This window comes from Sphingomonas limnosediminicola (assembly GCF_039537965.1).
GTDB classification, from domain to species: domain Bacteria; phylum Pseudomonadota; class Alphaproteobacteria; order Sphingomonadales; family Sphingomonadaceae; genus Sphingomicrobium; species Sphingomicrobium limnosediminicola.
Genome location: NZ_BAABBM010000001.1, coordinates 2397289 through 2417806 on the forward strand (window position 1 = coordinate 2397289; position 20518 = coordinate 2417806).

Below are 20518 nucleotides of genomic sequence, written 5' to 3' on the forward strand. Positions count from 1 at the left end.
CGTTCAGCATTCTTGCAACGCCGTAACGATATGCATCCCCCTTGATCGCCGCGCGTTCTGCGTGGGCGAATCGATGGAGAACAGGGTCATGAACGCTTTCAAGATCATCCTGGCGGGCGGCGCTGCCGCGGTTGCGCTCGCAAGTGCGGCGCCGGCTTCGGCGCAATATTATCCGGGTTATGGCTATGGCGGCGGCGGCAACGTTGTCGGGCAAGTCCTGAGCCAGGTGCTTGGCGGCGGTTACGGTGGCTATGGCGGCTACAGCGGCTACGGCGGCGGCTACGGCAACAACCAGCAGGTCGTCATCAACCAGTGCGCCGCTGCCGTGCAGCAGCGCCTCAACGGTGGCTACGGCTATAATGGCGGTTACGGCAATTACGGTGGCGGCCGCGTCCTCGGCATCAGCCGCATCGAGCAGCGTTCGGGCGGTGGCCTCACCATCCGCGGCGTTGCGACCAGCGGTCGCTATGCCGGTTACAACAACGGGTACGGGGGCCAGGCGCCGGCCGACCTGACGTTTAAGTGCAAGACCGATTACCGCGGTTACATCGCCGATGTGGACATCGACGGCGCCAACCGGAACTATGGCTACGGCAACGGTTACAACAACGGCTACGCGCCGCAGAACTACGATTACTCCCAGTACGGCTACCGCCGCTACTAAAGGGCAGCAAGTTCGTCACGAGATGCGCCGGGGTCGAAAGGCTCCGGTGCATTTCGTTTGAGCGTCAGGCGTTGACCGCCAACTCCCGCGCCAGTTCCTCGAGTTGCTTAGCGACCGTGCCCCAGCCGTCGTGGAAGCCCATCTTCTCATGCGTCTCCCGGTCCGCCTCATTCCTGTGCAGCGCGACGGCCTTGTAGGCAGTCTTGCCGTCACCGGCGTCGGCGAAGGTGACGATGGCGGTCATGGGGAATGATTCGCAGCCTTCGCCCATCTCGTTAGGCCGGTACCCAGGGCCGAGCGCGCTGGTCCAACTGAGCTTCTGCTTGTCGATCACTTCAAGCACGCAGCCGGGCGTGCCGTGGCCTGTGTCGAAATTATCGGGGCCGACCATGCGGATGCGGAAAATCCCGCCGGGTTTCAGGTCGAGCTCGATCTCCGTAATCTCGTATGGCCGGGGCGCGAACCAGCGCTTCAGATGCTCAGGCTTCGTGTAAGCTTCCCACACCAGGTCGAGCGGTGCGTTGAGCGTGCGCTCCAGCACCAGATCAAATACTCCGGCCATCAAATTCCTCCGTCGTTTGCAAGGTGGCGAGATAGTCTTCGAAGCGGTCGAGCTGAGCCTCCAATTCCTGGCGTCGCCGGGTGAGCCAGGTCTCGACCTGGCTGAGCGCTTCGCGTTCGAGGCGGACAGTGCGCACGCGCCCTTTCTTGCGCGAGGCAACGAGGCCGCTCGCTTCGAGTGCTTTGAGGTGCTGCATCACCGCCGGCAGGCTCATGGGTAGAGGGGCCGCGAGTTCGCTAACCGAAGCGGGGCCACGGCTAAGACGAGCGAGCATGCCGCGGCGCACGGGGTCGGCGAGGGCCGAGAAGGCACGATCAAGATGCGGCGAATCGTTAAGCATAGGCTTAACTATCACGCAGTCAGACTTGGTGCAAATCACTTAAGTTACCACTTAACTTTACTCAGAGGGCGTGGCTCACTATCGGCTCGCCATGACGGTCCAACCCACCGAATCCATCCTCATCGTCGACTTCGGCAGCCAGGTGACGCAGCTGATCGCGCGGCGCGTCCGTGAGGCCGGCGTATATTGCGAGATCGCGCCGTTCAATTCCGCCGAGGAAGCGTTCGAGCGGCTCCAGCCCAAGGGCGTCATCTTCTCTGGCGGTCCGGCGTCGGTCACCGCCGAAAACAGCCCGCGCGCGCCGCAGGTCTTGTTCGACAGCGGCCTTCCGCTGCTCGGAATCTGCTACGGCCAGCAGACGCTTCATCAGCAGCTCGGCGGCAAGGTCGTCAGCTCCGACCGGCGCGAGTTCGGCCGCGCGTTCATCGACATCGTCTCGCCGTCCGGCCTGTTCGACGGGCTGTGGAACGTCGGCGAAAAGCACCAGGTGTGGATGAGCCACGGCGACCGCGTCGACACGCTCGCGCCGGGCTTCGAGGTCGTCGCTTGTTCCGAAGGCGCGCCCTACGCCATCGCCACCAACGAAGAGGCCAAGCGCTACAGCCTGATGTTCCATCCGGAGGTCGTGCACACGCCAGACGGCGGCAAGCTGCTCGCTAATTTCGTGCGGCACGTGTGCGGCTGCGCGGGCGACTGGACGATGGCGGGCTTCCGCGATGCCAAGATCGCCGACATCCGCGAACAGGTCGGCAAGGGCCGTGTGATCTGCGGCCTGTCGGGGGGCGTGGACAGCGCCGTCGCGGCTGTGCTGATCCATGAGGCGATCGGCGACCAGCTCACCTGCGTGTTCGTGGACCACGGCCTGATGCGGCAAGGCGAGGCGGAGCAGGTCGTCTCGCTGTTCCGCAACAGCTACAACATCCCGCTGGTCCACGTGGACGCCAGCGCGGATTTCCTCGGCGGTCTCGAAGGCGTCACCGACCCCGAGAAGAAGCGCAAGTTCATCGGGGCCGAGTTCATCAATGTGTTCGAGGCGGAAGCAAAGAAGATCGGCGGCGCCGACTTCCTCGCGCAGGGGACCCTCTATCCGGACGTCATCGAGAGCGTCAGCTTCACCGGTGGCCCGTCGGTCACCATCAAGAGCCACCACAATGTCGGCGGCCTGCCCGAGCGCATGAACATGAAGCTCGTCGAGCCCTTGCGCGAGCTGTTCAAGGACGAGGTGCGCGAGCTTGGCCGCGAGCTCGGCCTGCCCGACGCCTTCGTCGGCCGCCACCCGTTCCCGGGCCCGGGCCTCGCCATCCGGATCCCCGGCGAGGTCACGCAGGAAAAATGCGACATCCTCCGGAAGGCCGACGCCGTCTATCTCGAGGAAATCCGCAACGCCGGCCTCTACGATGCCATCTGGCAGGCCTTCGCGGTGCTGCTCCCCGTCCGCACCGTCGGCGTGATGGGCGATTACCGCACTTACGATTATGTCTGCGGCCTTCGCGCCGTCACCAGCGTTGATGGGATGACCGCCGACGTCTATCCGTTCGACGCCGCTTTCCTGAGCCGCGTCGCGACCCGCATCGTCAACGAAGTGCAGGGCATCAACCGCGTCGTCTACGATTACACGTCGAAGCCTCCTGGCACGATTGAATGGGAATAGAATCCCTGTAGCCTCGGCGCGTCAGCTGGGGGGCGGCGAGTGGATTTCTTCAATTATGTGATGGTGCTGGCATCCGTGATCGTCGGCCTGGCGGTCACGCATTTGCTTCAGGGCGTCGCCCGGTTCATCCAGCATCCCGACCGCGAGAAGCTCTACTGGGTCCACCTGCTGTGGGTCGGCACGATCTTCCTCAACGCGCTGCTGTTGTGGTGGTGGGAGTTCAAGCTGGCGTTGATGGCGCATTGGACGTTCGAGCTGTACCTGTTCGTTATCGGCTTCGCGGTCATGCTCTACATGATCTGTGCGGTGCTGATGCCGTCGGACCTCGGCCACTACAAAAGCTATCGCGCTTATTATTATTCGCGGCGCCGGTGGCTTCTGGGCTTGATCCTGGTTTTCGGCCTGATGGATTTCGCGGACTCGGCAGTCAAAGGCGTCGCGCACCTCGCGTCGCTCGGCTGGATCTACCTCAGCTTCGTCGCGATGCGCCCGCTGCTCCTTCTCGCTGCAATCAAGAGCCGCAACGAAAAGCTCCATGGTGCGGTCGCCATCATCGTCGCGGGGCAACTGTTGACCATGGCCTTCCTCAACTTCCGCACGATGCAGTGATCGCGATATTGGCGAGTTAACAGTAACTTGCCGTTTACCGGTTCATTGACTCCGGGCCTTGGCTTCGGCTGTTCATTCGTCGACTAGTCAAACGAGGCGGATCAGTGGGCAAATTCCTCAATTTCTCGGTTGCGGTGCTAACGGCTGCAGCGCTTGCAGGCTGCGACACGGTTCCGGCGCCCAGGCTGGTGCAGGCAGCGCCACCGCCGGAGCCGGTCTCGCATGAGGTTCCGTACCGTTGGACGCAGGGCAACGCCCCGCAGGCGTACAAGGACATGGTTGACACGTTCGGACGACATGGACTGAAGCCTGGAGAATATGTCGTCGCGTCGACGATCCCGCAGGGCGAAACCCGCATCGTCGTCGATCTGCTGACACAGATGGCCTACGTCTATCGGGGCGACAAGCTGGTCGGCGCATCGACCGTGTCGAGCGCCAAGCGCGGCATGGTCACGCCGCTCGGGTTCTGGTCGATCCTTGAAAAGCGGCCGTTCTACCGGTCCAAGAAGTACGACAATGCGCCGATGCCGTTCATGCAGCGCATCGACGGCTACGGGATCGCTTTTCATGGCGGCAACAACCCGGGCTATCCTGCTAGCCACGGCTGCATCCGCCTGCCGATGAAGTTCGCCGAGAAGCTTTACGGCCTGACGAAGGTCGGGTCCAAAGTCGTCATCGAAGGCTAGAGGCAAAACTTCCTATTGTGGTCGTGCTTATGGCGAACGTTACTTGGTGCTCGATGGCCTAAGGGGCGTCGCGGCCTTCCTCGTCGTATTTCATCATATCTCGGTCAATTGGCCGCGCTCGCTGGCCGGCGGTTTCATCGCCGTCGACTTCTTCTTCGTGCTCAGTGGCTTCGTCATGAGCCAGGCATATGACGAGCGGTTTCGGCAAGGCCTCACTATAAGGCAATTCGTGCACATCAGGTTGCGACGTCTTGTTCCCACGATGTGGGCCGGGATCGTCGTCGGCTTCATCTATTTCTGTTTCAAGGTTCACTATGTCGCTGCGGGCCTATTTCTGGCCGCTGCGGCTTTCGCGTTCATTCCGCTTATTGGCGCGCAGGCAGGCATTTACCCGCTCGATGGCGTGCAGTGGTCGCTGTTCTTCGAGCCGATGCCAACGTCCTCCATGCGAGCATCTTCAGGTTACTTGGCGAGAGGGTTCTGGCCGTCATTGCTTTCCTTGCACTCACGACGTTCACCATCGGCTCCTACTCGGTTGGCAGCACGGCGGTCGGTGACACGACCGCGATTTTCGTCCTTGGCTTTCCGCAAGTAGTGTTCGGATACGTAACCGGCATGCTCCTCTACCGGTCTCGATTGCGTCAGTCGCTTCCGCATCTGCCGGCCGCAGTGCCAATAGTGGCGCTGGTCATGATCATCATGGCGGTGACCTGGCAGCTCGCCTGGTGGAGCGAAATGCTCGCTGTCATCGCGATGCCGCTGGTTGTGCTGGCGGGCACGCGGGCGATGGCGGCGGCGCCGGAATTTTGCGACCGGCTAGGGCGTCTGTCGTTCCCGGTTTACGCCGTTCACCTGCCTATCATCCTGGCCTGCTCAGTCATCTTTCATCCTGACTGAACGGGCGCTTGCGACCGCCTAGCAGCCCGCGCCGGGCACGCAGACGCTTTGCTGGATCTTTTCGACGGCTTCGCGTTCGAGGCGGCGCTGCTCGGCCCATTCGGTGGCGGTCATGCACACCTTGCGTGAGCGCAGCCGCGTTCCGGGCGTCTCCTCATAATGGCAGACCTGCCGGTTCGCGTCCTTCGAATCGGCGAGCTTCTTTGCGGTCCACTCCTCGCGCGTGAGACATAGCTCGTAGGGCTTGGCGCCCGGATCGGCGCTGACAACATATTGGCAGACCTTCGGGACGCCAGCAGGTGAAGCCCCGCTCTGAGATGTCTGGTCGGCCGAAGAAGCGCTGGCGAATGCCAAGGCGGCGGCTGCGACAACGGAACGAACACTGTACATTCTTGTCTCCCGCTACAGAGATCGCGGGACGATACATGAAAATTGCGGCGCTGGCACGAAGAAGCGCGGCCCCGGGGGCCGCGCTCCAATGGGCTGACCGATGGCCTAGCGGCGACGGCCTAGCTGAGTACCGAGCGTCACCGTGTCTTCGGGTTCTGTCGTCGTTTGCGGCTCGTGGGTCTCACTGGTCGTCATCGTGTTGCCTACGGCCGTGGTTTGTGGCGTGAAAAACTGCTCATCGGCGCCGCTGCCTTGTTCCAGGCCTGTCCCGACACGGAGGCCCTGGCGTTTCTGGCGCCAGCTGTCGAAGTCGTTGTGGAACTGTTGCTCGCGCTCGCGGCAATAGTCGGCATAGTCGCGGTCGAGCGCTTCGACCTGCTTGTCACGCCAACTGCGATAATGATCGTCGGGATGGCTGCTGACGCCGCGCCGGCCTTCGCCGCGTTCCCGGTCCCAGCTGCTGTATCTGCGCTCGTCGCGGTCACCGCCGCCAAAGGTTTCACGCGCCCTGTCGCCAAGGCGGTCGAAAAAGCCGCGATGCTCGCCGCCGCGCTCGCGCTCGCGATCGCCGAACATGAAATCGCCGCGCCCTAGATCGCGGTCCTGCGAGCCTCGGTCTTGCTGCTGCCAGTCGCGATCATGTCCCCGCCAATCGCGTTCCGAGCGTTCGCGCCACCGATCGTCGCGGTCGCGATCGCTGCCGCCAAAGTCGCGGTCGAATTCATCGTGAAGATACCCGTGTGCCATGATCGGCCTCCGTTACTGATCCGCAAGGTTAAACGAACGAGTGTCGGGAATGATGCTGCTTCTCGTCGACAGGGCGGAGGCCTTTGTCGCAGCAGTTAGGCGGCTCGCACCTTTCCCTCCTCGCCCGGACGAAGCGGAAGTTCGAGCGCGGTTAGCAAGCCGGGATGATTGTCCTCGAGCAGAAGAGTCCCGTCGTGGAGGTGCGCGATTGCCTCTGCCAGCGCGAGGCCGAGGCCGGCGCCCTCGTTGGATCGGCTGGAATCGAGGCGGCCGAAGCGGCGCCTGGCTTCGCTGCGCCGCTCCGCCGGAATGCCGGGGCCGCGATCGGCGACCTCGATCCGGACATTCCGGCCGTCGCTCTTCGCGGCGATCCGGATTTCGCCACCCGACGATCCGTAACGAACGGCATTCTCGATGAGGTTGCTGAGCGCCTGGGCAAGCAACTGGCGATGACCGAACATAGGAATTGCGCGCGCCGGGCGGTCATATTCGAGCGTCGCGCCGGCTTCATCGGCAAGGGGCTCGTACATTTCGGTCAGCTCCGCACCGAGCTCGCCAAGGTCGAACCAGTTGAACTGCTTGCGGCCGGTGAGCGCTTCAGAGCGGCTGATTTCGAGCACGCCGGTGAGGATCCGCATCAACTGATCGGCCTGGCGGATGACGCTTCCGAGCAGCTCTTCCTGCTCGCGCGGGTCGCTCGTTTCCGCCGCCGCCGTCGCCGCTGAGCGCATCCGGCTGACCGGCGAGCGAAGGTCGTGGGCGAGGGAGTCCGTTAGCATCGTGAGCTCCTTCATCAGGCGCTCGATCCGGTCGAGCATCGCGTTGATCTGCTGCGCCAGCCGGTCGAAGGCGTCGCCTGCGCCAGACAGCGGAACGCGCTGGCTAAGGTCGTGACCGCTGATGCGGTCGGCGACCACGGCAATGTTGCGGACGCGCGCGCCAACGTAATGCGCAAGGATAACGCCGCAGGCGAGGCCGAGCAGGCTTGCCATGACCAGAGCGATGAGGAGCGAGCTTTCGAGCGTCTCGCGAATGGCCAGGCCATCGCTGGAAATCCGCCCGCTAACCAGCCACTGGCCGTTGGGAAGGCGATGCATGACGACGGCGGCTTCGCGCGGCGTTGGCTGGCCGCGCAGGCGCAGGAAGCCGTTGCGATAACCCTCGATGCGTCCGCCGGGCGGCGGCTCCGCGATATTGCCTTTCAGTTCGCGCCCGTTAGCGTCCAACAGCGCAACGGCCGTCTGTGGATCGGCGTAGCTGATCGTGTCGTTGATCGCGTCGTCGAGCGCAGCGTCACCGCCGGATCGGTACACGTCGGCAAGCACACGGCCTTGCTCGACCACCTGCTGGCGCAGCGTGCTGACCGCCTCGTCATGTGTCCGAAAGTAGATGAATCCTATGACTGCAAGGTTGGCGAGCAGCGCAAGGAAGCCCGCCAGCAGGGCGATTCGCAACGTCGTAGGCACGGATGGGGCTATAACCGCTACGCCGCGAGCATGTAGCCCGCGCCCCTCACCGTATGCAGAAGCGGCTTTTCGAACCCATCGTCGAGCTTGCGGCGAAGCCGGCTGACGTGGACGTCGATGACGTTGGTACCTGGATCGAAATGGTAATCCCATACTTGCTCAAGGAGCATGGTGCGGGTCACGACGCGGCCCTCGTTACGAGCGAAATATTCGAGCAACAGATACTCGCGTGGCTTGAGGTCGAGCTTCTTGCCACTGCGCTTCACGGAGCGCGCGAGCGGATCGATTTCGAGATCGCCGACCGTCAGGCGGTGCTCGGCCGGATCGATCCGTGACTCGCGGCGGCGCAGAAGCGCATTCACGCGCGCCAAAAGCTCGGCGAAGGAAAAGGGTTTCACGAGATAATCGTCGGAGCCGTGCTCCAGCCCCTCTATGCGATCGCCGACGGAAGCGAGCGCGGAGAGGATCAGCACCGGCGTATCGATGCTTGCCGCGCGCAGCGCCTTCAGCACCGACAGGCCGTCGAGTGCCGGCAACATGCGGTCGAGAATGATGAGGTCGAAGCTGCCGTCGGTGGCGCGGAACAGGCCGTCCTGGCCGTTCGTCGCCTGCTCGACGCTATGGCCTTCCTGGGTCAGGCCCTTGGCGAGGTAATCCGCGGTCTCGCGATCATCCTCAACAAGCAGGATCTTTCGTCCCATTGCTACTCCAGCCTGGCTGTTCAGCGCTAAGATAGTAGCTTCCGTGCGCCGTGCCGAGGGGAAGTACGGCAACCCCTAGCCGGGACGCACGGAAGCGGTTCAGTTTACTTGGTCTTGGTGGTTTCCGTGATCTTCTTGACGGTCTTGTGCGAAGTCTTGTGCGTGGCCGTATGATGCTTGCGCTTGTGATGACGCTTGCTGTGGTGCTTGACGTTCGCATGGGCCGCGCCCTTGGCGGCGACCGGCGTCGTCTTCGTGGTGGTGGTCTTGGTGGTCGTGGTCTGGGCGAGTGCCGGAGATGCGATCAGGCCAAGCGCTGTCATGGACGCAATCAACGCTTTCATATGTCTTCCTCCTTATTCCCGCCAAAATTTCGGGGCGGGGTGAATCTAGGGCGCGGCAATTCTCAGCCCGGTGGCTGCGAGGTTACATGCAGTTCATCCGGCTCTCGTACCGCTGGAGGGTGCCCGCCCGGCTGAGGGGATGCCGGGCGGACGAACCGTCGGGAGAGGCTTACTTTGGGGCCTTGGCGGCTTTCTTGGCGGCCTTCGAGTCGGCCAGCTTGTTCTTCTGAACTTTGGCGGCTTTGACGGGCGCCTTCGCGGTGGTGGCGGCGACAGCCGGGGCCGCGACAACGCTGAGGGCGGCGAGGGAAGCGATCAGGATGCGTTTCATCTTGGTTGAACTCCGTCGAATGTGGGCTCGGAGCGAGCCGAAGCTCCCACTAACCGCCGCGGCATCACCCCATGATTTCAGCGGAATGAAGACTTGTTCACGCTCAAGAGGTCGCACCTTTGCGCTCGTCGCAGCGGGCGCTACGGTTGCGTTAGATGATCGCGCAAAAGACCCGATATGCGTTGCGCTCGCTGCTGTTCCTCGCCGAGGAGCAGGGCGGAGCGCCAGTTCAGCTCAGCCGGATTGCCGAGACGCAGCGCGTCCCGCCCAAATATCTCGAGCTCATCATGCTCGACCTGAAAAAATCAGGTCTGGTGAAGAGCGCGCGAGGGCCAAAGGGCGGCTACCAACTGACGCGGCCGGCAGCCGATATTTCATTCGGCGAAATCGTTCGGACGATGGAAGGGCCAATTGCGCTGGTGTCCTGTGCCAGCGTCAATTTCTACGCGCCGTGTGGCGACTGCCAAGACGAGGCGACGTGCGCGATTCGCCGCGCTTTCGCGGTGCTTCGCGACCAGAGTACCAAAGTGCTGGATTCCATCTCGTTGGCCGAAGGCGCTCAGTGGGAAGAGCGCCTGGGCAGCAACTAAGAGGGACGCAAAATGGACGAACAGTACAAGCCTCAGCCCGTAGCCCGCTGGTTCACGGTCGCCGCCATCGCCTCGCTGCTGTTCATGGGACTCGGGTGCATCAGCTATCTGATGCATGTGTTCGCCAACCCGGCGGCCATGCCTCTCGACCAGCGCGCGGCGTTCGATGCGGAGCCGGCTTGGGTGACGGGCGCTTATGCGGTGGCGGTTTGGGGCGGTCTCGCCGGCGCAATCCTGCTGTTGCTGCGTAAGAAGGCTGGCGAGTTGCTCTTGCTGCTGTCGGTTGCAGCCGTGCTCGTTTGGTTGGCGGGGCTGGTTCTGGTCACGCCATTGCGCGAAAATATGTCGGCGAACGACTTGCTGGTTGCGATGGTGGTCGCAGCGCTGACCTGGACGATTTACTGGTTCGCGCGCCACTCACGGCAGCGCGGTTGGCTCAGCTGATCAGCCCGGGAAGCCGGAATGCGCGCGTAGCGACGATCGCGCTGTGAACGCGAGAGGCGCCTGATTGGCCTGCAACAAAGCTTGCGGTTGCGGGGGGCTGGCGGGCTGGCGGGCAAGAACCGCTGTCGGAAGCGACAGCAAAACCGCGAGCCCGATGTCGCCAAGCATGCGGCGATCGATCATCGGAATTCTCCAAAATCAAATCACGCGAGGCGTACCCGCGCACTTGTGATCAGTAAGTCCGGAAGCCGATCAAAGTTCCTTCTGTTCCGTGCCCGTAACAGCGCTCTACTGGCGGGGTTAACGTCGGGCCGTTAGAAGGCCGCGCCATGTCGACTTTCACAATGGACACCTCCACCAGCCGCGCGACGCCGACGCCCGTGCCCGGCAAACGCATGACCGCGCCCTCGATCCGAGCGCGTAAGGAGAAGGTCGAAGGCGGGTATCGGACCGAGCAACCGCTCGTCATGCTGACAGCCTACACAATGCGAATGGCGCAACTGCTCGACCCGCACTGCGACATGCTGCTGGTCGGGGACAGCCTTGGCCAGGTTATCTACGGCCTGCCGTCGACGATCCCGGTGACGCTCGAGATGATGTGCGCGCATGGGGCCGCGGTGGTGCGCGGCAGTTGGCACTCGCTCGTTGCCGTCGACATGCCCTTCGGCTCTTACGAGGGATCGCCTGATCAGGCTTTCGCCAACGCCTCGCGGATCATGAAGGAAACCGGCTGCGCGGCAGTGAAGCTGGAGGGCGGGGAGGCGATGGCGCCGACCGTCGACTTCCTGACTCGTCGCGGCATTCCGGTGATCGGCCATGTTGGCCTCACGCCGCAGGCTGTGAATATCCTCGGCGGCTATGGCGCCCGCGGAAAGACCGGCGACGAGGCCAAGCTAATCGAGCGCGACGCCCTGGCCGTGTCGGAAGCCGGCGCCTTCTGCATCGTCGTCGAAGGTGTGATGGAAGAAATTGCAACGACGATTGCGCAAAAGGTGGCGGCGCCAATCATCGGAATCGGTGCGTCGGCCGAATGCGACGGCCAGGTCCTCGTCACCGACGATATGCTCGGAATGTTCGAGCGGACGCCGCGTTTCGTGAAGCGCTTCGACGATCTCGCCGCCCGGATCAGCGAGGCGGCGCGCACCTATGCGGAGGAAGTGCGCGGGCGCACTTTCCCCACCGCGGACCAAACATATCGGCCGAAGCCGCGGCAGGATTGATGTTCCCTTTGCCTTTTACGTCATAGCCGCTAGACGAAGCGCCGCCAGCTTCCATTCATCGAGGGTGGGGAAGGAAGCGCCCGGCATTCATCCACTTTGGCGCTGAGGACAAATTGGCGGAGCCTCCGGAGCATAACGAAACTTTCCTTCGCGAGGTCGACGAGAACCTTCGCCGCGACCGCGTCCATGACTTCTGGAAGAAGTATGGGCTGTGGGTCGGCGTCGCTGTTGGCGCGTTCCTGATCGCGAGTGGCGGCTTCATCTGGTGGCAGAACCACAAGCTTCAGCAGTCCGAGGCGCAGGTCGAGCAGTTCGCGGAGGTTCTGAAGAACGTCGGCCAAGGCTCGCGCGGCACCTCGGTCAAGCAACTCGACGATTTGTCGGAGAATGGCAGCAAGGCCGTTCGCGCCACGGCGCTGTTCACCCGCGCGGCAATGGCGATCGAGGATAACGACCTGAAGCTCGCCGCTGCCAAATATGGCGAAATCGCGGGCGACAGCTCGCTCCCCAAGCCGTTCCGCGACGCGGCGCTCATCCGCCAGACCGCGCTTCAGTTCGACCAGCTTCAGCCGAGCCAGGTCATCGACCGGCTTGCACCGCTCGCCAAGCCGGGCGCGCCGTGGTTCGGCACGGCCGGTGAGATGACCGGCCTCGCGCTCATCAAGCAGGGTCACAAAGATCAGGCGGCGAAGCTATTTTCGACTATCGCAAAGGACAATTCCGTTCCGCCCGAGATTCGCAGCCGTTCCGTCCAGCTCGCCGGGAGTCTCGGCGTGGACGCGAGCAGCTTTCTCGCCGGACCGCGTCAGTAGGATCGACGATGATCAAGCATAAGAGCATTCGGGTTGGTATCATGATCGCGGCCGCGCTCGCGGCAAGCGGCTGTGCCGTGTTAAAGAAGGGCAAGGCAAGCAAGACACCGGTGCTCGGCGAGCGCGTCGCCGTCCTGACCAGCGAAGGCGGCGCGGAGATCGACCCCGCGACCGCGAGCCTTCCGATGAGCCTTCCGCAGGCTACCACCAACACCGACTGGGCGCAGTCGGGTGGAAGCCCGTCGAAGTCGATGGGACAGCTCTCGCTCGGCACGGCGCTGGCCCACGCATTCAGTGTCTCGGCTGGCCGCGGGAGCAGCCTCACGGCTCGACTTGCAGCGGCTCCGATTGTTGCCAACGGCCGCATCTTCACGATGGACACGATGGGCGCGGTTCGGGCCTTCGACGCCCAGACCGGCGCGCGCGCGTGGGAAAGCTCGACGCCTAGCGACAAGGGCGGCGAAAGCTCGCTTTACGGCGGCGGTCTCGCGTTCGACAACGGCCGCATCTACGCAACCAACGGCCTTGGCTATGTTGTCGCGCTCGACGCTAGCAATGGCGGCCTAGTGTGGAAGGTCCATCCGGGCGGCCCGTTGCGCGGCGCGCCGTCGGTGGCGAACAACGCCGTGTACGTGATCAGCCAGGACAATCAGATTTACTCGTTGGACGAGGGGAACGGCTCGACCAATTGGTCGCAGGCCGCGTCGCTGGAAATTGCCGGTGTGTTCGGCACAGCTTCTCCCGCTGTAGGGCAGGGGACGGTCGTCGCCGGCTTCTCGTCAGGTGAGCTCAACGCCTACCGCTATGAGAACGGCCGCCAGGTCTGGCAGGACGCACTGCAGCGGACGAGCATCCGCACCACTGTGTCCTCGCTTTCGGATATCGACGCCGATCCCGTCATCGACAACGGGCAAGTCTTTGCCGTCGGCCAGGGCGGCCGCATGGTTGCGCTGGACCTCATCACCGGCCAGCGCCTGTGGGAAGTGAACATCGCCGGCATCGATACGCCGTGGGTCGCGGGGGACTGGGTGTTCGTGATCACCGACGATGCCAAGCTTCTGTGCTTGTCGCGGACGAACGGGCATGTGCGCTGGATCAACCAGCTGCCGCAGTTCGTGAAGCTGAAGTCGAAAAAGGGTCAGATCGAATATTCGGGACCGGTTCTTGCTGGCGGCCGCCTGATTGTGACCGGCTCGAACGGCGTGTTGATCAACATCGATCCGACGACGGGATCGTTCCAGAGTCAGACGAATGTCGGCGCTGCAGTCAGCCTTCCGCCGGTGGTGGCTAACAACACGCTCTACATCTACGACGACCGCGGGCAGCTTCACGCTTTCCGCTAAGACTATCGCTTAGGGGGCAGGCGCTCTATCGCGCTCGCCATGTCTTTGCCGACCGTCGCCATCGTGGGCCGCCCGAATGTGGGCAAGTCGACCCTGTTTAACAGGCTCGTCGGCAAGCGCCTTGCGCTGGTCGACGACCGTCCCGGCGTAACCCGCGATCGTCGCGAGGGCGAAGCGAAGCTGCTCGGCCTCGACTTTCGCGTCATCGATACCGCCGGCTTCGAGGATGAAGATCCGCACACGCTGCCGGGCCGCATGCGCCAGCAGACGGAGGCGGCAGTGCGCGAGGCCGATGCTGCTCTGTTCATGATCGACGGCCGCGAGGGCGTCACGCCGCTTGACCAAGAGATCGCCCGCTGGCTGCGCGCTGAATCCACGCCCGTGGTAGTGATTGCCAACAAGGCAGAGGGCCGCACGGGTCAAGAAGGCGCCCTTGAAGCCTACAGCCTGGGTTTCGGCGATCCGATTGCGATCAGCGCGGAGCACGGCGAGGGCGTCGCCGACCTGTTCCAGGCACTATTGCCGCACGTCGAGAACGAGAAGTTCGAAACGGACGAAGACGAAGAGGAGGGCGATCATCCGCTCAGCTTAGCGATCGTCGGCCGACCGAATGCGGGCAAGTCGACCTTGGTCAACCGGATGCTCGGCGAGGAGCGAATGATCACCGGTCCCGAAGCCGGCATTACCCGCGATTCAATCTCGCTCGCCTGGGAATGGAAGGGCAAGCCCGTCCGCCTCGTCGACACCGCGGGCCTGCGCAAGCGGGCCAAGGTCGAGGACAAGCTGGAGAAGCTGTCGGCCGCCGACACCAAGCGCTCGATCGATTTCGCCGAGGTGGTCGTGCTTCTGCTCGACGCGACGCGAGGGCTCGAAGCGCAGGACCTGCGCATCGCCAGTCAGGTGCTTGAAGAAGGCCGCGCGCTCATCATCGCGCTGAACAAGTGGGACGTGGCCGACCACGCCTCATCCTTGTTCAATGGCGTGAAGGCGGCGCTGGTCGAAGGATTGTCGCAGCTGAAAGACGTTCCGCTGCTCACCGTCTCTGCGAAGACGGGCAAGGGCATCGACACGATTCTCGACGTCGCGTTCGACCTGCGCGAGCAATGGGCGCGTCGTGTCGCTACTGGCGAGCTCAACCGCTGGTTTGCCGATGCGGTGGAAGCGAACCCGCCGCCGGCGCCAAAGGGGCAGCGCATCAAGCTTCGCTACATCACGCAGGTGAAGAGTCGCCCACCGACCTTCGTCGTGTTCGGCAATCGCACGGACGAGCTCCCGGAAAGCTATCGACGCTATTTGCTGAACGCGATGAGACGCGACCTGAAGCTGGGGCCGGTGCCATTGCGTCTCGATTACCGGGGCCGCAGTAATCCGTTCGATAAGGGTCGGCGCTAAGGAGACCTTTACCCTTTCGGCCCTACTCCAAGTTTTGGTGGGATCGCTTCCGGAGGCATCCCGACGAACAGGAGTTGAGGGTGAGCGACGAAGCTCGAGAAGTCATCGATTGGGCGCACTTCGAGCGCAGCCGGGCAGAACTCGGTCCGGGATTCATCCGCATTCTCAGCTACTTCAAGGAGGATGGCGGCAAGTCCGTCGCGCAGATCGAACAGGCCATGCGTGAACAGCATACGGCCGGTCTTGTCCTCCCGGCGCACACGTTGAAGGGCGAGTCGCGCCAACTTGGCGCCGAGCCTCTGGCGAAGGTCGCGGAGTTGATTGAAACGACGGCGCGCTTCTGCGTCGAGAGCCGCCGCTTTCCCGATGAGCTCGTGCCCGATGTGGTCGAGCTTCGAAAGCTGTTTAGCCAAACCGTCGAGCTATTCGAGAAGGCAACCAACCCGTTGATGACGCGCAATCCTTCGACCGGCTTCGGCCGCAAGGCGTCCAATCAGAGTTTCGGCCGGATCTAGTCGCCGTCGCTAGCGGCTTCGGACTGAAGCTGCACGTAGTTCTGCAGGCCCATCCGGCCGATCATCTCGAATTGCGCTTCGATGAAGTCGATGTGTTTTTCCTCGTCGGCGAGAATCTCGCGCGCGAGGTCGCGGGTCACATAATCGCGAACCGTTTCGGCATGGGCGACGACATCGCGATATAGCTTCGCACCCTGATGCTCGGCCTCCAGGTCTGCGCGAAGGATCTCCTCCACATTCTCCCCGATGCGAAGACGGCCAAGTGCCTGGAAGTTGGGCAGGCCGTCGAGGAACAGGATCCGCTCGGCGAGCCGGTCGGCATGCTTCATTTCGTCGATCGACTCGTGCCGCTCATATTCAGCGAGCTTCTTGACGCCCCAATTGTCGAGCATCCGGTAGTGCAGCCAATATTGATTGATCGCGGTCAGCTCTTCCTTGAGCGCCTCGTTCAACAGCTCGATGACCTTGGGATCGCCCTGCATCCTGCCCTCCGCGTCGCCAGACGCGGATGCGCTGTCAGCAGTTGGGGGTCAAGTCAGGCAGCCCGAGAGTCGACGGCAAGCAGGCTGGCGCGCTCTTCTTCGATTATCTCGCGGGCATAGTCGAGGCAGCAGCCGCACTGCACTTCGCAGCCAAGGCAGGCGTAGGCCTGCTCAGGCGTCGGGCAGCCCGCGCGCGCGGCCTCGCGGACCTCGCCCTCGGTGATTCGGTTGCAGATGCACACGATCATGGAGGCAGTGTAGTCGATAATGCGAACCATTCGCAACTACTTTTGTGCTGCTTCTCCGCGAGCGGCGTCAAGAAGTCCGACGCCTGTCAGAACTCCGGTGTCAGTTCGCTGCCCATGAGCTTCGGGAAAAATCCTTCGTGCGCGGCGCGAAGCTCGGCGAGGCTGACGCGCTGCTCGCCTCCGCGGTCGACAAGGTCGAACGCCAATGCATCGCCGCCCGTGGTGCCGATCGGCACCGCAAAAAGCTGGGCTTCGTTGGCGATGGCGCGGACGCGGTCGGCGTCCTCGGTGGTGACGACAAAGCGACCCTGATCCTCGCCAAAGAGGATCGCCCCCGGATTCGGGATCTGCGAGACGACGGTCATCGACATGCCGATGTTTCCAGCGAGCGCCATCTCGGCGACGGCAACGGCGGCGCCGCCATCGGAGCAATCATGCACTGCACTGACGAGGCCATCGACAATGAGGCGGCGAATGCATTCGCCGGCCCGCTTCTCGGCAGCGAGATCGACCGGCGGCGGCGCGCCTTCGCGGCGGCCGTGGCAAACCTCGAGCCAAAGCGACTGGCCGACGCTGCTGTCGCTGTGGCCGATCAGGATGATGTGCTGGCCCGCGCCCTTGAAGGCGATCGATGCGCTCTTCGACCAATCGTCGAGCAAACCGACCCCGCCGATGGCCGGCGTGGGCAGGATCGCGCTGCCGCCGCCGGTCGCCTTGCTCTCGTTGTAGAGTGAGACGTTGCCGCTCACGATCGGGAAGTCGAGCGCGCGGCACGCGTCGCCCATGCCGCGGAGCGCCTCGACGAACTGAGCCATGATTTCGGGCCGCTGCGGATTGCCGAAGTTGAGGCAGTTAGTAACGGCGAGGGGCCGCGCACCGACCGCGCTCAGGTTGCGGTAGGCCTCGGCGATCGCCTGCTTCCCACCCTCATAGGGGTCGGCGAAGACATAACGCGGCGTGCAATCGGTCGTGATCGCCAGTGCCTTCTGCGCGCCGTGCACGCGAACCACGGCGGCGTCGCCGCCCGGACGTTGCACCGTATCGCCGCCGACTTGCTGGTCGTACTGCTGGTAAATCCAGCGCCGAGACGCGAGGTTTGGCGACCCCATCAATTTCAGCAGGTCGTCAGTAATGCTCGCACTCTGCGGCACATCGCCCAGCGGTTTGACCTGCGCCCACGTCTTGTAGGAGTCGAGGTCCATGTGAGGGCGGTCATATTCCGGCGCCTCGTCGGCCAGCGGGCCGAGCGGGATGTCGCACACGACTTCGCCCTCGAACTCCAGCACCATATGGCCGGTGTCGGTCACCTCGCCGATCACGGCAAAGTCCAGCTCCCACTTGCGGAAGATGGCTTCGGCCTCAGGCTCGCGGCCGGGCTTCAGCACCATGAGCATCCGCTCCTGGCTTTCCGACAGCATCATCTCGTAGGGCGTCATGCCGGTCTCGCGGCACGGGACCTTGCTCATGTCGAGGCGGATTCCTGCGCCGCCCTTGCTCGCCATCTCGACCGACGAAGAGGTTAGGCCGGCCGCGCCCATGTCCTGGATGGCGACGATGGCGTCGGTCGCCATGAGCTCAAGGCAAGCCTCGATCAAAAGCTTTTCGGTAAACGGATCGCCGACCTGCACGGTCGGGCGCTTCTCGTCGCTATTCTCGTCGAAGTCTGCGCTGGCCATGGTCGCGCCGTGAATGCCGTCGCGGCCCGTTTTCGAGCCGACGTAGACGATCGGGTTTCCGATGCCCGTCGCCGCCGAGTAGAAAATCTTGTCGGTCTTCGCGACGCCGACCGTCATCGCGTTGACGAGGATGTTGCCGTCATACGCGGTGTCGAAGTTGACCTCGCCGCCGACGGTCGGGACACCAACGCAATTGCCGTAGCCACCGATGCCGGCGACCACGCCCGCGATCAAGTGGCGCATCTTAGGATGATCGGGCCGTCCGAAGCGCAGCGCGTTGAGGTTCGCCACGGGCCGCGCCCCCATAGTGAAAACGTCACGCAGGATCCCGCCGACGCCCGTCGCCGCGCCCTGATAGGGCTCAATGTAGGACGGGTGGTTGTGGCTCTCCATCTTGAAGATGGCCGCATCGCCGTCGCCGATGTCGATGACGCCCGCATTCTCACCGGGTCCGCAGATCACCCACGGCGCCTCGGTCGGCAGTTTCTTCAGATGGACGCGCGAGCTTTTGTAGCTGCAATGCTCCGACCACATGACCGAGAAGATGCCGAGCTCGACAAGGTTCGGCTCGCGTCCGAGCGCATGCAGGATGCGATCATATTCCTCAGAGCTGAGGCCATGCTCGGCGACGGTTTCGGGCGTGATGCGAGAGGCTTCGAGAACGTCCATGGGGCGCCATTAGCGGCCCGCGCCGAGAGCGTCCACGCTGAGCCTCAGATGTCGTGGCGGAGGAACTTCTCGCCCGAGAAGATGAGGGTCTGCGGCCGACCGTCGATATAATTGGCGAAGGACAGGCGTTCCGGCGTCCAGCTGTCGTCGCCGACGCGCCAGAGATTGTCGCCGATCTTGGTCAGCGCGGTTTCCGTGCCGACCCACAATTTGCCGCCGCGTTCGACGACGATGGCCGTCCCGAACCAAGGATTGTCGTCGACATAGCGGCCGGCGAGCTTGGCTAGCGCTGGATTGGAAGGTGCGATCTTACCTGCCGTGCCCTGCTTCACGAAGCTCGACGGGCCCCAGCTCGCGCCGGTGATGGCACCGGCGGTGCGGTCGATCTTCAGCGAGAATTGGCGGAAGCCCGGATGGGTCGTGCGGAAAAGGTCTCCGCCCCACGGCTGAAGCGTCGCCTCACCGTCCTTGGTGACGATCTTCAACGGGCTGCCTGCACGGATGTCGAATGATCCGTCCGGGCCGCTGTAGGTGCCGGCGTAGGTCGCGGCGTTCGGCAGGGGCACGTCGAGAGAGGGTGGCGAGGGCAGAGGCTTCCCTGCAAGCGCATTGGTGACTGCGTCCACCGCAAACCTGGTGAGCAGCCGCGGCCGGTATTCGGCAAAGGCGCTGATGGTCGAGCTTGCAAAGGCGCCGACGCCGCTCGCCTTGTCGAGGTGAAAGGATGAAGAGAAACTGACCATCCCGCCGGTGTGATGAAGGTACGAACGGCCGCCGCTGCTGACATGCATCAGGCCATTGCCGTAGGCCATGCCGGGCGTGTCGCTGGGTACCGCGCGTGTGGTGAAGACCTTCGCCTGTTCCGACGACAGGCCGAGCCCGCCGCGCCCCTGCGCCGCATTGGCGAGGGAGCGCATGAAGCGGTTCATGTCATCGGCCGTGGAGGCGATACTCCCGGCACCAAAGGTAACGTCAACCCAGGCCGCCGGCGCCAACGGAGCGCCGCGCGTGGCCACCGCCGTCGGGTCGGCAATCTCATAGCCCTGCGCATAAAGGGTGCGGTCGGCCCCGACGATGGCGCCCCGCGAACGCGCCATGCCGAGGGGAGTAAAGATGCGTTCCGCCAGCAGCCGGTCGAGCGGCTTGCCGCCAAGATGCTCGGCGATCTTGCCGAGGATCTCGTAGCCCGTGTTCGAATAATGCCAGTGCGCGCCTGGCGCATAGGTCGTCCACAGCCCGCCGTCGACGAATACCGGCGCGCTGTCGGGCAGGCCGGCGATGTGGTCGAGCAAGTGCTGGACCGTGATCGAGTTTTTCCTGGGCAGCGGGATGGCGGGCATGAGGTCGCTGACGCGGCCGTCGAGCCGCAGCTTCCCCTCGGCCGCGAACTGGTGGACGAGCGTCGCCGTCATCGATTTGCTGATGGAGCCGATCTGGAACAGCGTGTCGCGCGAAATGAGACTGCGCGAGTCAGGATTGGCGAAACCGAAATCGAGGACGGTGGAGAAGCCGTCGGGCGTCGTTAGTCCGAGTGTCAGTCCGGGAAGCGTGAACAACCGCCGGTGCGCCTCGGCATAGGCGCCGACGACGGACAGTGCTGCTGAAAGGTCGGCGCGGGCTTGCGCGAAGGCGGGAGTGCCAAGCTGACTCCCGAGCGCGAGGCTGAATGCCCCGCCGGTGAAGGCGCGTCTGCTGAGCCGCATTGAAATCCCCCTGCGACCTGTTTGATCCGAGGCCGC

At 63.6% G+C, this 20518-nt stretch carries 25 protein-coding genes and 1 pseudogene; 13 read left to right on the forward strand and 13 right to left on the reverse strand.

The window, feature by feature from the left end; translation table 11 throughout:
- Positions 1-88 precede the first annotated feature (88 nt).
- Positions 89-664, forward strand: coding sequence for a hypothetical protein (locus ABD704_RS12240; protein ID WP_344699976.1), 576 nt, complete (start codon positions 89-91; stop codon positions 662-664).
- Between the two features lie 64 nt (positions 665-728).
- Here ABD704_RS12240 and ABD704_RS12245 read toward each other — a convergent pair whose 3' ends face one another.
- Both ABD704_RS12245 and ABD704_RS12250 read right to left on the reverse strand, forming a co-directional pair.
- Positions 729-1226: an SRPBCC family protein gene (locus ABD704_RS12245; protein ID WP_344699977.1), complete on the reverse strand. Its 498-nt coding sequence runs from the start codon at positions 1224-1226 to the stop codon at positions 729-731.
- Positions 1210-1566 (reverse strand): ArsR/SmtB family transcription factor, encoded by a 357-nt coding sequence (locus tag ABD704_RS12250; protein ID WP_344699978.1) that lies wholly within the window; start codon positions 1564-1566, stop codon positions 1210-1212. Before ABD704_RS12250 ends, ABD704_RS12245 begins: the two co-directional genes overlap by 17 nt.
- A gap of 91 nt (positions 1567-1657) precedes the next feature.
- Here ABD704_RS12250 and guaA point away from each other — a divergent pair, with 91 nt between their 5' ends.
- The 5 genes and pseudogenes from guaA (at position 1658) to ABD704_RS12275 (ending at position 5409) form a co-directional block, all read left to right on the forward strand.
- The gene (gene guaA / locus ABD704_RS12255) at positions 1658-3217 is read left to right on the forward strand and encodes a glutamine-hydrolyzing GMP synthase (protein WP_344699979.1); all 1560 of its coding nucleotides are present in this window, start codon (positions 1658-1660) and stop codon (positions 3215-3217) included.
- Between the two features lie 39 nt (positions 3218-3256).
- Complete coding sequence (locus ABD704_RS12260) at positions 3257-3826, forward strand: hypothetical protein (RefSeq protein ID WP_344699980.1); 570 nt, start codon at positions 3257-3259, stop codon at positions 3824-3826.
- 104 nt (positions 3827-3930) lie between these two features.
- Complete coding sequence (locus tag ABD704_RS12265; RefSeq protein WP_344699981.1) at positions 3931-4512, forward strand: L,D-transpeptidase family protein; 582 nt, start codon at positions 3931-3933, stop codon at positions 4510-4512.
- Between the two features lie 46 nt (positions 4513-4558).
- Positions 4559-4825 (forward strand): annotated as a pseudogene (locus ABD704_RS14700) (acyltransferase family protein); the annotation flags it as partial.
- 95 nt (positions 4826-4920) lie between these two features.
- Complete coding sequence (locus tag ABD704_RS12275) at positions 4921-5409, forward strand: acyltransferase family protein (RefSeq protein WP_344699983.1); 489 nt, start codon at positions 4921-4923, stop codon at positions 5407-5409.
- Between the two features lie 18 nt (positions 5410-5427).
- On the opposite strand, the gene ABD704_RS12280 is transcribed toward ABD704_RS12275, so the two are convergent.
- From ABD704_RS12280 to ABD704_RS12305, 6 genes are all read right to left on the reverse strand, one after another.
- Positions 5428-5799, reverse strand: coding sequence for a hypothetical protein (locus tag ABD704_RS12280; protein WP_344699984.1), 372 nt, complete (start codon positions 5797-5799; stop codon positions 5428-5430).
- Positions 5800-5904: 105 nt separating this feature from the next.
- Positions 5905-6546 carry a hypothetical protein gene (locus ABD704_RS12285; protein ID WP_344699985.1) on the reverse strand — a complete coding sequence of 214 codons (642 nt, stop codon included), beginning with the start codon at positions 6544-6546 and terminating at the stop codon, positions 5905-5907.
- A 95-nt stretch (positions 6547-6641) separates the two neighbouring features.
- Positions 6642-8012 (reverse strand): HAMP domain-containing sensor histidine kinase, encoded by a 1371-nt coding sequence (locus ABD704_RS12290; RefSeq protein WP_344699986.1) that lies wholly within the window; start codon positions 8010-8012, stop codon positions 6642-6644.
- Positions 8013-8029: 17 nt separating this feature from the next.
- Entirely contained in the window at positions 8030-8713 is a 684-nt protein-coding gene (locus tag ABD704_RS12295) for a winged helix-turn-helix domain-containing protein (RefSeq protein ID WP_344699987.1), read from the reverse strand.
- Between the two features lie 104 nt (positions 8714-8817).
- A complete protein-coding gene (locus tag ABD704_RS12300; protein WP_344699988.1) occupies positions 8818-9057 on the reverse strand; it encodes a hypothetical protein in 240 nt (79 codons plus the stop codon).
- Between the two features lie 169 nt (positions 9058-9226).
- Positions 9227-9388, reverse strand: coding sequence for a hypothetical protein (locus ABD704_RS12305; protein ID WP_344699989.1), 162 nt, complete (start codon positions 9386-9388; stop codon positions 9227-9229).
- Between the two features lie 155 nt (positions 9389-9543).
- Between ABD704_RS12305 and ABD704_RS12310 the strand changes: the two genes are divergently transcribed.
- Both ABD704_RS12310 and ABD704_RS12315 read left to right on the forward strand, forming a co-directional pair.
- Positions 9544-9978: an RrF2 family transcriptional regulator gene (locus ABD704_RS12310; RefSeq protein WP_344699990.1), complete on the forward strand. Its 435-nt coding sequence runs from the start codon at positions 9544-9546 to the stop codon at positions 9976-9978.
- A 12-nt stretch (positions 9979-9990) separates the two neighbouring features.
- Positions 9991-10422 (forward strand): hypothetical protein, encoded by a 432-nt coding sequence (locus ABD704_RS12315; RefSeq protein WP_344699991.1) that lies wholly within the window; start codon positions 9991-9993, stop codon positions 10420-10422.
- Here ABD704_RS12315 and ABD704_RS12320 read toward each other — a convergent pair whose 3' ends face one another.
- Entirely contained in the window at positions 10423-10605 is a 183-nt protein-coding gene (locus tag ABD704_RS12320) for a hypothetical protein (RefSeq protein ID WP_344699992.1), read from the reverse strand.
- Positions 10606-10751: 146 nt separating this feature from the next.
- Here ABD704_RS12320 and panB point away from each other — a divergent pair, with 146 nt between their 5' ends.
- The 5 genes from panB to ABD704_RS12345 all read left to right on the forward strand — a co-directional run bounded on the left by panB (position 10752) and on the right by ABD704_RS12345 (position 15704).
- Positions 10752-11642, forward strand: a complete 891-nt coding sequence (gene panB / locus ABD704_RS12325; protein ID WP_344699993.1) for a 3-methyl-2-oxobutanoate hydroxymethyltransferase — start codon at positions 10752-10754, stop codon at positions 11640-11642.
- Between the two features lie 113 nt (positions 11643-11755).
- Positions 11756-12454 (forward strand): tetratricopeptide repeat protein, encoded by a 699-nt coding sequence (locus ABD704_RS12330; RefSeq protein ID WP_344699994.1) that lies wholly within the window; start codon positions 11756-11758, stop codon positions 12452-12454.
- A gap of 8 nt (positions 12455-12462) precedes the next feature.
- On the forward strand, positions 12463-13797 hold the full coding sequence (locus ABD704_RS12335; RefSeq protein ID WP_344699995.1) for an outer membrane protein assembly factor BamB family protein: 1335 nt from the start codon (positions 12463-12465) through the stop codon (positions 13795-13797).
- Between the two features lie 39 nt (positions 13798-13836).
- Positions 13837-15189: a ribosome biogenesis GTPase Der gene (gene der, locus ABD704_RS12340; RefSeq protein ID WP_344699996.1), complete on the forward strand. Its 1353-nt coding sequence runs from the start codon at positions 13837-13839 to the stop codon at positions 15187-15189.
- An 80-nt stretch (positions 15190-15269) separates the two neighbouring features.
- Positions 15270-15704 carry an Hpt domain-containing protein gene (locus tag ABD704_RS12345; RefSeq protein WP_344699997.1) on the forward strand — a complete coding sequence of 145 codons (435 nt, stop codon included), beginning with the start codon at positions 15270-15272 and terminating at the stop codon, positions 15702-15704.
- On the opposite strand, the gene bfr is transcribed toward ABD704_RS12345, so the two are convergent.
- The 4 genes from bfr to ABD704_RS12365 are packed head-to-tail and all read right to left on the reverse strand — an operon-like array spanning position 15701 to position 20482.
- A complete protein-coding gene (gene bfr / locus ABD704_RS12350; protein WP_344699998.1) occupies positions 15701-16186 on the reverse strand; it encodes a bacterioferritin in 486 nt (161 codons plus the stop codon). The two genes, ABD704_RS12345 and bfr, sit on opposite strands and share 4 nt — an antisense overlap.
- Positions 16187-16239: 53 nt before the next feature.
- A complete protein-coding gene (locus ABD704_RS12355) occupies positions 16240-16464 on the reverse strand; it encodes a (2Fe-2S)-binding protein (RefSeq protein WP_344699999.1) in 225 nt (74 codons plus the stop codon).
- Positions 16465-16520: 56 nt separating this feature from the next.
- Positions 16521-18779: a phosphoribosylformylglycinamidine synthase subunit PurL gene (gene purL / locus ABD704_RS12360; RefSeq protein ID WP_344700000.1), complete on the reverse strand. Its 2259-nt coding sequence runs from the start codon at positions 18777-18779 to the stop codon at positions 16521-16523.
- Positions 18780-18823: 44 nt separating this feature from the next.
- The gene (locus tag ABD704_RS12365) at positions 18824-20482 is read right to left on the reverse strand and encodes a serine hydrolase domain-containing protein (RefSeq protein ID WP_344700001.1); all 1659 of its coding nucleotides are present in this window, start codon (positions 20480-20482) and stop codon (positions 18824-18826) included.
- Positions 20483-20518 lie beyond the last annotated feature (36 nt).